We start from the raw sequence: 12,151 nt of genomic DNA, 5'->3' as shown, positions 1-12,151 counted from the left end.
GACCTGTTAACGCTTATGGCGCATGCCGCGCCGGTCAGTGCTGGTGACCGCCCTCGCCGTGGACGTGGCCGTGCTCGATCTCCTCGGTGCTGGCCTCGCGCACCTCGACGATCTCGACGTCGAAATGCAGATCCTTGCCGGCCATCGGATGGTTGAGGTCGACGTCGACCACGCTCATGCCGACCTTCTGGACGGTCACCGCGCGCGGGCCGAAATTGGTGTTGAGCACCACCTGCATGCCCGGGGCCAGCCGCTGCCCGCCGAAGTGCTTCTTCGGCACGCGCTGGGTCAGCCCTTCGCTGCGCTCGCCGTAGGCATCGGCGGCGGCGATGTCGGCGCTGAAGCTGTCGCCGGCGACGTGGCCTTCCATCGCCTGCTCCAGCCCCGGGATGATGTTGCCGTGCCCGGCCAGGATCGACAGCGGTTCGCGCTCCTTCGAGCTTTCGGTCGGCGGCTGTCCCGCCTCGGAAACGGTGTAGTGGAAGCGGACGACGCGGTCTTTCTCGATTTTCATGCCGATGGATACCTGTGACGCGGCGCATGCGCCGCTTGTGCGAGAGTGCTTGTGCAGAGCTCGGGGATTCGGCCAAGATGCGGACCGTGAGCGACGCGCATTATCCGGGCTTCATCCGCACCGCGCCAATCAGGCCGCGCGGGGCATGGCGGACGCGCGCAGTGGCGGCGTTCGCCGCGGCCCTGCTGTTGGCGGCCTGCGGCCGCGACGATGTCCGCCCGTCCGGCGGACCGGGCGCGCAGCGCCACTGGCCGATCGTACAACCCGCCGACCCGGCCTCCGCCAACGCGGTGGTGATGCGCGCCATCAGCCTGGTCGGCACGCCCTACCGCTACGGCGGCAACACCCCGGAAGGCGGCTTCGACTGCAGCGGCCTGGTCAATTACGTCTACAACGACATGCTCGACCTGCGCCTGCCGCGGACCTCGCGCGATCTGGCGGCCTACCAGGGGCCGCGCATCGCCGCCGAACGGCTGGCGGCATCGGACCTGGTGTTCTTCGGCAACCGCGGCAGCGTCACCCATGTCGGCATCTATGTCGGCGAAGGACGCTTCGTGCACGCCCCCAGCAGCGGCGGCACGGTGCGCCTGGATCGGCTGGACGGCCACTACTGGCGCGACCGCTACAGCGGCGCCAAACGCGTCGTGCGTTGAAATTTCTCGCTGGTTCAGCGACTTGCGTCGCATTCATTAACTTAATTTTAACGAACGCATCACGTGGGTGAGGCACCATCACGCCACAACGACAAAATTGAATTCAGCGTGACGACAGACGCCTCGGACCTCGGCCGCATTGCTGCCACCCATTCCCGCCCTTTCGGACGGACCATCTCCTTCCTGCTCGCCACCGCGCTTGCCGGTGCGGCGATGCCTGCCCTGGCGGCGACCGGCCTGGCCGGCGATTCGGCCGACCAGTCGCCGCTCAATCGTTCGGTCAGCCAATCGCTCGCGCACGCGCAGCCGCTGCCGACCGCGATGGGGCGCGAACTGCTGTTCGCCGCCGACGTCAACCAGTTGATCGCCGCCGGAATCGGCGACGTTCCGGCCTCGGCCGAAGGGCGTCAACAGACGCTGCTGCAACGGGGTCTCGCCCTGCTCGGCACGCCGTACCGCTGGGGCGGCACGTCCCCGGACGGCGGCTTCGACTGCAGCGGCCTGGTCAGCTACGTTTTCCGCACCGCCCTTGGCGTCGAACTGCCGCGCGTGTCGCGCGAGATGGCCGCCACCGGTGAGCGGATCGAGCGCGCGCAGCTCGATGCCGGCGATCTGGTGTTCTTCGCCCTCCGCGGCCGGCGCGTCGATCATGTCGGCATCTACCTGGGCAACGGCCGCTTCCTGCATGCGCCGCGCACCGGTCGAGACGTCACTGTCTCCAGCCTCGACAGCGGCTACTGGAGCCGGAAGTTCACGCTGGCGCGCCGGGTGGCCGGCGTCTGAGCCGCCCCGCATCGCGCGATCCCGAAGGCCGCCATTGGCGGCCTTCTTCGTTTCCGCGTTGAAGACACCCCTGCCGCCACGAACGATCGTACGCGCCGGCGAATCGCATTGATCTTGCGCTGCGGCTTGCCGGCAACGGCGGCGCGCGCCATGCTCGGGCGCGTCGACGGGGAGGAACGACGATGCTGCGTACGTTCGGGGCGGTGCTGCTGGGTCTGCTGGTGGGCGTGGCGACGATGCTGGCGCTGGAATACGCCGGCATGGCCCTGTTCCCGCCGCCGCCGGAGCTCGACCTGCAGGACGAGGCCGACCTGGCCCGCCTGGTCGCGAGCGCATCCACCGGCAAGCTGCTGTGGGTGCTGGGCAGCTGGTGCCTGGCCGGCTTTGCCGGCGCCTGGGTCGCCGCACGGCTGGCGCGCGGGCACCGCCTGCTCGCGGGACTGGCGGTCGGGGGACTGATCGTCGCCGGCGTGATCCTCAACGTTGCCGCCCTGCCGCATCCGCTGTGGACGATCCTCGCCGGCCTGCTGTTGCCGATGCCGCTGGCGTGGCTGGCGACGCGGCTGGCCGCGCGCCGGGCAGCACCGCGGCTCTGAACCAACGCTCCGCAACCGTCCTTCCACCAAGGAGATCCGCATGCAGGCCTCGTTGCTGACCACCCTGTTGTTGCCGCTCGCGCTCGGCGTGATCATGCTCGGCCTCGGACTCGGGCTGACGACCGACGACTTTCGCCGCGTCGCCCACTATCCGCGCGCGGTGCTGACGGGGCTGCTGCTGCAGACCGCGGTGCTGCCCTGGGTGGCGCTGGGCCTGGCGCTGGCCTTCGGGCTGCCGCCGGAACTGGCGGTGGGACTGATGCTGCTGGCCGCCTCGCCGGGCGGCGCCACCGCCAACATCTACAGTCACCTGGCGCGCGGCGACGTCGCGCTCAACATCACCCTGACCGCGGTCAACAGCGTGCTGTGCCTGGTCACGCTGCCGCTGATCCTCAACCTGTCGCTCGAGTTCTTCCTCGGTGCCGGCCAGTACGTGCCGCCTCCGGTGCGCAAGATCGTCGAGGTGGCGGTGATCATCGTGCTGCCGGTGGCGATCGGCATGACTGTCCGCGCCTTCGCGCCCGGCTTCGCCGCACGCATGGAGAAGCCGATCCGGGTGCTGTCGGTCGTCGTATTGGCGCTGCTGATCGTGGCCGCGGTGGCGCAGGAATGGAACACGCTGCTGACCTACTTCGCCGCAGTCGGGCTGGCCTGCCTGCTGTTCAACCTGGCCAGCATGGCCACCGGCTACGCCGCGCCGCTGGCGCTGAAGCTGCCGAAGCGGCAGGCGATCGCGATCGCGATGGAGATCGGCATCCACAACGGCACGCTGGCGATCTTCGTTGCGCTCAACGTGCTCGACAACCCGACAATGTCGGTGCCGGCGGCGGTCTACAGCCTGCTGATGTTCTTCACCGCCGCCGGCTTCGCGCTCTGGGTCAACCGCGGGCGAGAGCCGGTACCGGCCTCGGCAAGTGGGGGCTGAAGCTTTTTTCAGCCACGGATCGACGCGGATGAACGCGGATCAAAACCGCAGCCGCCGGTTCATTCCAGCGGCCCCGGTCGACCGGAGGTGCCAGCGGGAGCAGCGCGGCCCGTGCGCGTAGCGACCGCACGCCCGGGCGGCTTCTGCACCGCCGCCACCGGTGGAAGGCCGCGCCCGCTGCGATCGGCAGCCTGCGCCAGAACGGCAATCTTGCGCGTGCGCTTGTCGTCGGCGCCCCAATGCTTCCGCAGCGTCTGCAGGTCGGCCGTCAATGCGGCGGAATCTTCCGCGCGCCCGCTTGCGACCCGGCACGCGGCCAGCATCGCGCGCGTATACGCCACGCTCGGCTCATCGCCCTCACGCATCGTGGAAATCCCGAGCGCCCGCTCGGCGGCGCCGCACGAGGCGTCGAGCGGGCCGAGCAGGACCTGGGCGCGCGCGAGATCGCGCAATGCACCGAGTGCGCTTCCGCTGTCCGCCCCCATCGCCGCATCGTAGCTTTCGACCGCCTGCCGCAAATGGTCCACGGCGGCGGCAACGCCCAGGTCGATCTCGATCACGCCGAGCGCGTGGAACGAAATCGCGGTGGTGTGGTGATGCGGTCCGTAATGGGTCCTGCGGATGCGCAGCGCCTCCTCCGCCAGATCCCTGGCCGTATGCAGTTCGCCCAGTTCCAGTTCGCATACGGCCAGGTTGTTGACGGTGGTGGCGATGCTCGGGTGCATGTTTCCCAACTGCACGCGGCGGTGCCGCAACACGGCGCGATACATCCGCGCCGCCGTGGCGAGGTCGCGCTGCGCGTGCAGGACGGTGGCCAGGTCGGCCATCGTGGCGATCGTGTCCGGATGCTCCGGACCGAGCACGGCCTGACGGATGCGCAACTCCTCGCGCCGCAGCGCTTCGGCCTCCGACAAGGGTCCGGTATTGGCCACGACCATCGCCAACGCGTCGAGGGCACGCGCCCGATGCGGGTCTGTCTCGCTGGTGCTGCGCCGGACCGCTTCCAGCGTCGCGCGCGCCCGACGCTCGGCCTCCGGCATTCGTCCGCGAAGCACCAGCAGCGATACATGCGCAAAAGCCGTCACCTGGGTCCGCCGATCGGCGGCGCCGTGCAGCCGCAATTGCGCCGCGTGGGCGCTGGCGTACGCATGATCGGCGTCCTCGAGCTCATTGACCGCCTGCAGTGCGAGACCGCGCCTGAAATCCACCTCGGCGCGCAGCGTTTCCGTCGCCCGATCGGGCTGCGTGAGCGTCTCCCGCAGCGGATCGAGCGAGTCGAGCACCTCGCGATAACGCCCGAGGTGGTGCAGGGCTCGGGCATGGCGCAACTCGGCGACGCGGTGCAGGGCCGCGTCGCCCGTCGCGCGCGCGAGCCCGGACGCCTCCTTCGCCAACAGCAGCCCTTGATCGTAGACGCCGAGCCCGAGCTGCGCGCCCGCCATCGCACTGAGCAGTTCGGCGCGGACCGCCGGCTGTTCCGACAACTGGTCCCGGATGCGCTCGGTGCCGCGCACCAGCAGCTCCTGTGCGGTCACCTTTTCGCCCCGCGCCTTGTCGGGATCGGCGAGTTCGAACAGCCCGCCCATGAACTCGAGCACGGCGCGTGATTTCACGCTTTCCGCGACCGCCATGTCGCGCTGCAGGCTGGCCTGCCGCGCCTGCCACACGGCAATGACGAAACCGGCGAGAAGCGCGGTCGCGGCGAACAGCGCCATGCCCGCCGCCAGCGCATGCCGCCGCAGGAAGCGCGCGGCGCCGTAGCGCCAGCCGCCGCGCCTGGCCGCGACCGGGCGGTGCTGCAGCCAGGCGCGCAGGTCCGCGGCGAAGTCCTGCACCGAGGCATAGCGCTGCGCCGGCTCCTTGCGCAGCGCCTTGAGCACGATCGCATCGAGGTCGCCGCGCAGCTCGCGTTTGAGCCGCTGCGGCGTCAGCCGGCGCTGTGCGGACAGGGCGGCGGCGGAACCGTCGGCGTCGTCGCGCGTGACGGCGTGGCTGGGTCGCGTCGGCGCCTGCTCGAGCACGGCGCGTTCGTACGCCGCCGGCGTGGCGTTCTCCGGCCGGTAGGGCCGGCGACCGGTCAGCAGTTCGTACAGCAGCAGGCCGAGCGCGTAGACGTCGACCGCGGTGGTCACCGGTTCGCCGCGGACCTGTTCGGGCGCGGCGTACTCCGGGGTGAACACCCGCGTCATGCTGGCCTGGGCGGACTGCGCGTCGATCAGCTTGGCGATGCCGAAATCGAGCAGTTTCACCGAGCCGTCGCCGCACACCAGGATGTTGGAGGGCTTCAGGTCGCGGTGCACGACCAGGCGCGCGTGCGCGTAGGCCACGGCTTCGCACACGGCCAGGAACAGCTCCAGGCGCCGTTTCAGGTCCAGCCGGTGACGCTCGCCGTACCGGGCCAGGTCGATGCCGTCGACGTACTCCAGCGCCAGCCAGGGCTTGCCGTCCGGGGTCACGCCGCCATCGATCAGGTGGGCGATCCGTGGATGCTGCAGGCCCGCCAGGATCTGCCGCTCGGCGCGAAAGCGCGCGTCGACCTCGGCCTCGTCCCAGCCGCTCCGGATCAGCTTGATCGCGACCTTCTGCGCGAACTCGCCGTCCGCGCGTTCGGCCAGCCACACCGCGCCCATGCCGCCACTGCCGATCCGGTGCAGCAGCCGGAAGGGTCCGAGTCGTGTCCCGGCCAGGCGCTCGCGCTCGTTCGCCTCGTCCCGCTGCGCCAGATCGGCAAGCAATGCCATGCCTTCCGCCGCCAGGCCCGACGGCTCGGCCCGGGTGCCGGTGTCGGCTGCGAGCAGATCCAGGACCTCGCGCTCGAGCGCCGCATCGCCGCCGCAGGCTTCGGCCAGGCGCGATTGCCATTGCTCCCGTGGCAGCTCGATCAGCTGATCGAACAGCGCCCGCACCCGGTTCCAGCGTTCAGCGTCCATGGACCGTTCCCCGACCCGCGTTGCCCGAGTCTACGCGCGGCGGCGCGTACGCGGGCCTCAGCGCGAGCGGTTGAACAGCACCGCGCCGGCCTGCTCGGCGGCGCCCTCGGTGCATGCAGCGCCGATGGCGGTGCGCAGCCGCGGACAGCGCGCGGCCAGGGTCGCCAAGTCCAGGTTCTGCGGGATCCGCGCATGGTGCACGCAGACCGCGCCCTGCGGGCTCCACCCGGCCTCGAAGCGGAACTCCGCCTCGCCTCCCGGCTGCCACACGCCATGATGGTCGTAGATGTCGATCTCGGTCCCGTCTCGGGTCGACGCTTCCCCGTCGCCGCAGTAGTCCGCCCGCACCATGTGCACGCAGGCCGCGTACATCTCCGGCATCGGCGTACCGTCCGGCGCATCGGCCCAGGGCATGTAGCCGAATCGCACGCACTTGGCCTGGGCGCCGCCGGTGCAGGTCAATGCGAAATGCGCCTGGTCGAGGCGGTAGCGCCCCTGCGCATCCCAATGGCCCTGCACCGGAAAGCCCTCGCGCCGACCTTCGCGGTCGGCCTCGCACACCTCGCGCCAGGGCCCATCGCCTTCGCGCTGGCTGAAACGATGCAGCAGGGTCCGGCCGGAAGCGTCCTGCGGATCGGTGCGCACCGCATCGATCCGCAGGACCGAACCGTCGCCGAGTTCGAGCTCGGCGCCGACCATATCCGGACTGCGCAGCACCTGTCCGTCCTGCTGCCGCAGCACGAAGACCGTACCCTCGACGCGCAGGCCGGATGTCCCGGCGTGCGCAGTCGGGGACACGCTCATGGCGAGCGGCAGCAGCAGCGGCAGGAGGCGGCGCATGACCTTCAGCGCGCCGGTTCTGCGAGGCGAACGCTGATCCGGTCGAGCCGCAGGGCCGACCAGTCGCTGTGCGGTGCCGACGCATCGGCGGCCGTCGGATCGAGGTACTGCGGCAGCGGACCGTACAGCGCGACGCCGTCGGCGCCTGCGCCCTGCAGCACCCGCCCGTTCAGGACGACGCCGTTGAGCCGCATGCCCTGCAGCACCGGACCACGCTGCGCAGCACCATCGAACCCGGTGCCCTGCAGCACCTGTCCGTTCAGGACGACGCCGTTGAGCACCGGTCCCCGCCGCGCTGCGTTGGACTGCCCGTGATTCGATTCCAGGCCGTTTTCCGCACCGGCATTGGCGTTCTGCGCCGATACCGCCCCGCTGCCGAGGCTGCAGGCCAGGACGGCGGCAGCGGCGATGATCTTGTTCATGACTATGCTCCGTGATGACGCCCCAGCGGCGCCTACCCCTACATACGGCGCCCGGCATGGCCAGGGATCACACCGTCGCCGATCCGGCGCTACCATGGCCGCGGCAGGGGATCGAGGGGCGGCGATGGACGACGACATCACCCGCAAGATCGCGGCTGCCGGTCACGATGCGGCGCAGCGCGACGAGGCCATGCGGCTGGTCTACGGCGACCTGCTGCGGATCGCCCGGGCCGAGCTCGGGCGCCATCGCCGCGGCGAGACGCTGAACACGCGCGCCCTCGTCAACGAGGCGTACCTGAAACTGTTCGACCGCGACGGTGCCGATTTCGAGAACCGCAAGCATTTCTTCGCCACCGCCGCCAGGGCGATGCGCCAGGTCGCGATCGACTACGCCCGCGCGCGCCTGGCCGAACGGCGCGGCGCCGGCGCCGAGCATGTCCCGCTCGACGCGCTGGAGGGCAATCCGCTGCCGGTCGACGCCCAGGCCGAGCAGCTGGTCGGCATCGACGCGGCTCTCGAGAAGCTGGCCGGCCTCGACACTCGCCTGGTGACGGTGGTCGAGCTGCGCTTCTTCGCAGGGCTGGAAGTCAAGGATATCGCGGCGCTGCTCGGCGTGTCGGAGCCGACGGTCAAGCGCGACACGCGCGTGGCCAAGGCATTCCTGCAGAAGGAACTGGGCGAGGCATGATCCGCGGCCGGGTCGGTTCGCGTATGTGAGATGGGAGCGGCTTTGCTGCCGCTTTCCTTCCTCACCTGGAGCACGCCATGAAATCCTGCCTCAAGCTCGCCGCCCTGGCGGCGGCCGCCGCCTTCTGCCTGCCGGCGCAGGCACAGACGCCACAGGACCCGCTGCACTTCAGCGGCACCGACCGCAACTGGTTCAATCCCCGCAACTGGAGCGCGGGCCGGGTGCCGACCGCGGCCGACGACGTGGTGCTGGACCGGCACGACCGGGTGGTGATCGATCCCGCCAGCGGCGACGCCTGGGTGCGGATCCGCGATCTCGACGTGCGCGGCAACGCGCGCCTGACCACGCTGCCCGGCACTGTGTTGCAGCTGCGCGACGAGGTGATCGGGGACGACGGCCAGATCGTCTATCGCGCCAGCGGCACGATCGGGGAGCACCTGATCGCCGCGCCGGCGGTGGCCGGAGCCGGCATGGCGAAGCCCGGCTTCGGCAACGGTGGCATCAAACTGAACCCCACTCCGAAAAGCAAACGCGACCTGATCCTGAAGAGCAGCTTCCCCGTGCAGTTCGGCCTGGGCGGACTACAGCCGGCCAGCCTGCATTTCGATGCGGGCGGCACGCGGCTGGCCGCCGGTCCCGGCCACTACGCGACGATCACCACCGAGACCGCCATCCTCGCCGGCGACCTGCGCCTGAGCCTGCACTACGGTTTTCGCCCGATGGCCGGCGATCGCTTCACCATCATCGATATCAGCCGTCGCTCGCTCGGCCGCTTCGACGCCTTCCCCGAAGGCAGCCCGGTCGGCTGCACCGCCGACCGGATCGGCCTGTACATCAGCTACGTCGGCGGCGACGGCAACGACGTGGAACTGAGCGCGCGCAGGACCGATCCCGTGACCTGCCTGCTGCTGCCCGCAATCCAACACATCCGCGAAACCGCCGGATAAAGCGGCGCAGCGCTTTTTCGTAGGATCGGCCGTCCGCCGCACCTTCCATCCCGATGTTGCTCGACGCCGCGTCGTAGACCTCGCGGTACAGCAGCCCGGTCTCCTTGGCCACCAGCACCGGCACCAGCATCTGCCCGGTGACGTTGGTCATGGTGCGCATCATGTCGAGCACGCGGTCGATCGCCAGCAGGAGGCCCAGCATTTCCAATGGCAGGCCCGCCGCGCTCAGCACCACGGTGGCCATCACCACCGCGGTGCCGGGCACGCCGGCGGTGCCGAAGCTGCCCAGCACCGAGGCCAGCAGGATGGCGACGTACTGCGCGAAGCTCAGCTCGATGCCGTAGTACTGCGCGACGAAGATCGCCGCCAGCGACGGATAGATCGCGCCGCGGAAGAACTTCAGCGGGTTGAGCCCATGCGCCAGCTGCAGGCCGCCGCAGACGAAGCCCGGGCGGCAGGTCACCCCACTCTGCACGAACCGCCGTACCGGCGTACGATCGCCCGCACCACGCCAACCACGGAGTGCCGCCATGCATTGGGCCAAAGCCTTCCTGCTCGTCGCCTGCCAGTCGCTGGCCTTCAGTGCTCTCGCGCGGGAACCCGCTGATGAAGCCGTGCCGCCCGGCTACGACGCCGAACTGGCCGAATTCCTCGGCGCCGACGACTACGGCATGCGCGGTTACGTGCTGGTGATCCTGAAGTCCGGCCCGACCCCGGTGCCGAAGGGCGAGGCGCGAGATGCGATGTTCAAGGGCCACTTCGCCAACATGGCACGGCTCGCCGCCGAGGGCAGGCTGGCCGTCGCCGGCCCACTGGACGGCGTCGACGGCTGGCGCGGCCTGTTCGTCCTCGCCGTCGACGACATCGAGCGGGCGAAGGCGCTGGTTGCCGCCGACCCGGTCATCCAGAACGGCGAGATGATCGCCGAATACCACAAGTATTACGGCTCCGCCGCGTTGATGCAGGTCAACGAGGTGCACGGGAAGATCGCGAAGAAAGGGATGTGATTCCGTTTCACACCGGCTTCCGCACCCGCTCGCCGGCGCCATGCCGACCTGCTGTCCGGACCGGGGCATGTGAAAACGTGTTTCGTGCGCGGCGGGCTACGGGTCACCCCCCTGCGATTCGGTCAACGCCTGCAAGGCGGCCACCACGTACACCAGCGGTGCGTTCCAGTTGATCGCCACTTCGTTGCTGGCGTAGCTGCAGACATCGTCGATGTACGAAAGCGCGGGCACCTTCGACGGATACGGGCGCCCGCTGCAATCCTTCGCATCCTGCTGCCCCGGGTTCGGGCCGCCGGCCAGCCAGCCGGGCACCGGGTCGACGATGCCATCGGCCCCGGACACGCGATGATGGACATGCATCGGCGGCCGGGCGCCGAAACCCGTCACGTACGATCGCGCCAATGGATTGCGGCCCAGCACGTAGTCCAGCTGCGATTGCGCGGCGTCCAGGTAGTCGCGTTGACCATTCAGGCGATACGCCTGCACCAGCAGCATCGCCTGGTTCAGCGCCACCGCGCTGCTGCCCCAGACGAAGTCGGGTCCGCCCATCGCCACGCGGTATGCGGAACGCGACCATTCCCGCAGCAGTTCCCCGGCCACGCCGTCGATCTCGCGTTCGACCCGCTCGCGCATCGCGTGCGGCATCCGCCGGTCGGGCCGCGACGCCAGCGATGCCAGCGACATCCACGCCAGGCCCCCGACGCTGTTCCAGGACGGCACCCCGGCCTCCACCCCGCGCGCGACGAAGGCGTCGCGGAACGCCTCCTCGCCGGTGGCGATGTACAGCTCGGCCGCGGCCCAGGCGAACTCGTCGTCGAGCGCCTGGTCGCCATAGGCGCCGGTGCCCACATCGTCGGGTTGCCGGTACACCGCATCCGGGTGCTTCGACGCCCACGCCCAGGCCGCGCGCGATGCCTTCAGCATCCGCTCCGGCACGCCCGGGAAGTGCGCCTCGAACGGCGCGTACACGCGGCTGGCCTGGGCCATCACTGCCGCAAGATTCAGCGCGGCGGCCGTGCTCTTCTGCACCACGTAGCGCGGTTCGCGCGCACGTTCCGGCATGGCGAAGCCGGCGAACTGCAGCGTGGTCAGCTTGTGGTAGACGCCGCCGTCGGCGGGATCCTGCATGGCCAGCATCCATTCCAGGTTCCACCACGCTTCGTCCAGCAGGTCGGGCACATCGCCCCCACTCTCGGGGATGCCGAGATCCTGCGCGGCGAACACCTGCGGGAACGCTTCCCACGCCGCCAGCAGCGTGTACGTGGCAATGCCGGAATTGACGATGTACTTGTTGTAGTCGCCGGCGTCGTACCAGCCTTTCGGCGCGGAAATCTCCGTGTCTTCCGGCCGCGACTCCGACGTCGCCGAGGCGTGCACCCGGACCACGTCGTCGGGATGCCCGGCCGCGCGCGCGTAACGGCCTGCGTGGCGCGGCTCCAGCGCGGTGCCGGCGCGGTTGAAGTAGAAGGCCTTCAGGCTTGCCGCCGCCAACGCGGCATAGGCATCATCGGCCACGACGAATTCGTCCGATGGCGGCAAGCCCCGGATGCGCAGGCGGTAGCGCCCGGGTGCATCCAGCGCGGAGAAGTCGGCGATGCGCACCCGCTGCCCCGACGGCGGCCATGTCGACGCAACACCGAGTTTGCCGGTGAACGCCGGCTCTCCCGTAGCGGCATCCTCGACGACGAAGCCATCCGCCGCATCCGCCGGCGCCACCGCCAGCTTGTGCGCGGCGGGCAGGTAGCCGACCTGGTTGAGCCGTATGGCCGGGCCCGCGGCATCGCCGGCATGGGCCAGCAGCGGCAGGAGCAGAATGAGCAGGAGGGCCCGCTTCATGCAAGCCCTC

General features: G+C 70.0%; 12 protein-coding genes and 1 pseudogene. 7 read left to right on the top strand and 6 right to left on the bottom strand.

Annotated elements, in window-relative coordinates; translation table 11 throughout:
- Positions 1-34 precede the first annotated feature (34 nt).
- Positions 35-514, bottom strand: a complete 480-nt coding sequence (locus tag AB5T46_RS15445) for an FKBP-type peptidyl-prolyl cis-trans isomerase (protein ID WP_370564922.1) — start codon at positions 512-514, stop codon at positions 35-37.
- Between the two features lie 77 nt (positions 515-591).
- Between AB5T46_RS15445 and AB5T46_RS15440 the strand changes: the two genes are divergently transcribed.
- The 4 genes from AB5T46_RS15440 (at position 592) to AB5T46_RS15425 (ending at position 3,471) form a co-directional block, all read left to right on the top strand.
- The gene (locus AB5T46_RS15440) at positions 592-1,167 is read left to right on the top strand and encodes a C40 family peptidase (protein WP_370564921.1); all 576 of its coding nucleotides are present in this window, start codon (positions 592-594) and stop codon (positions 1,165-1,167) included.
- A 108-nt stretch (positions 1,168-1,275) separates the two neighbouring features.
- Complete coding sequence (locus AB5T46_RS15435; protein WP_370564920.1) at positions 1,276-1,950, top strand: C40 family peptidase; 675 nt, start codon at positions 1,276-1,278, stop codon at positions 1,948-1,950.
- Positions 1,951-2,132: 182 nt separating this feature from the next.
- Positions 2,133-2,546, top strand: coding sequence for a hypothetical protein (locus AB5T46_RS15430; protein ID WP_370564918.1), 414 nt, complete (start codon positions 2,133-2,135; stop codon positions 2,544-2,546).
- A gap of 40 nt (positions 2,547-2,586) precedes the next feature.
- On the top strand, positions 2,587-3,471 hold the full coding sequence (locus AB5T46_RS15425; protein WP_370564917.1) for a bile acid:sodium symporter family protein: 885 nt from the start codon (positions 2,587-2,589) through the stop codon (positions 3,469-3,471).
- Positions 3,472-3,530: 59 nt separating this feature from the next.
- On the opposite strand, the gene AB5T46_RS15420 is transcribed toward AB5T46_RS15425, so the two are convergent.
- Genes AB5T46_RS15420 through AB5T46_RS15410 form a run of 3 tightly spaced genes read right to left on the bottom strand, consistent with a single transcriptional unit; the run spans position 3,531 to position 7,663 of the window.
- Positions 3,531-6,401, bottom strand: coding sequence for a serine/threonine-protein kinase (locus AB5T46_RS15420; RefSeq protein ID WP_370564916.1), 2,871 nt, complete (start codon positions 6,399-6,401; stop codon positions 3,531-3,533).
- A 57-nt stretch (positions 6,402-6,458) separates the two neighbouring features.
- Positions 6,459-7,241: an ADYC domain-containing protein gene (locus AB5T46_RS15415; protein WP_370564915.1), complete on the bottom strand. Its 783-nt coding sequence runs from the start codon at positions 7,239-7,241 to the stop codon at positions 6,459-6,461.
- Positions 7,242-7,246: 5 nt separating this feature from the next.
- Positions 7,247-7,663 (bottom strand): hypothetical protein, encoded by a 417-nt coding sequence (locus AB5T46_RS15410; RefSeq protein WP_370564914.1) that lies wholly within the window; start codon positions 7,661-7,663, stop codon positions 7,247-7,249.
- Positions 7,664-7,787: 124 nt separating this feature from the next.
- Here AB5T46_RS15410 and AB5T46_RS15405 point away from each other — a divergent pair, with 124 nt between their 5' ends.
- Positions 7,788-8,351, top strand: coding sequence for an ECF-type sigma factor (locus AB5T46_RS15405; RefSeq protein ID WP_370564913.1), 564 nt, complete (start codon positions 7,788-7,790; stop codon positions 8,349-8,351).
- Positions 8,352-8,428: 77 nt separating this feature from the next.
- The gene (locus AB5T46_RS15400) at positions 8,429-9,298 is read left to right on the top strand and encodes a hypothetical protein (RefSeq protein ID WP_370564912.1); all 870 of its coding nucleotides are present in this window, start codon (positions 8,429-8,431) and stop codon (positions 9,296-9,298) included.
- A gap of 43 nt (positions 9,299-9,341) precedes the next feature.
- Here the strand turns inward: AB5T46_RS15400 and AB5T46_RS15395 are convergent.
- Positions 9,342-9,686: pseudogene (locus AB5T46_RS15395) on the bottom strand (dicarboxylate/amino acid:cation symporter); the annotation flags it as partial.
- Positions 9,687-9,828: 142 nt separating this feature from the next.
- Between AB5T46_RS15395 and AB5T46_RS15390 the strand changes: the two are divergent.
- On the top strand, positions 9,829-10,305 hold the full coding sequence (locus tag AB5T46_RS15390) for a YciI family protein (RefSeq protein WP_370564911.1): 477 nt from the start codon (positions 9,829-9,831) through the stop codon (positions 10,303-10,305).
- A 96-nt stretch (positions 10,306-10,401) separates the two neighbouring features.
- On the opposite strand, the gene AB5T46_RS15385 is transcribed toward AB5T46_RS15390, so the two are convergent.
- On the bottom strand, positions 10,402-12,141 hold the full coding sequence (locus AB5T46_RS15385; RefSeq protein WP_370564910.1) for a glycoside hydrolase family 9 protein: 1,740 nt from the start codon (positions 12,139-12,141) through the stop codon (positions 10,402-10,404).
- Positions 12,142-12,151 lie beyond the last annotated feature (10 nt).

Source organism: Luteimonas salinilitoris (assembly GCF_041300785.1).
Taxonomy (GTDB): domain Bacteria; phylum Pseudomonadota; class Gammaproteobacteria; order Xanthomonadales; family Xanthomonadaceae; genus Luteimonas; species Luteimonas salinilitoris.
Note: the sequence above shows the minus strand (reverse complement) of the source record. Positions and strands in the feature narration are given on the sequence as shown.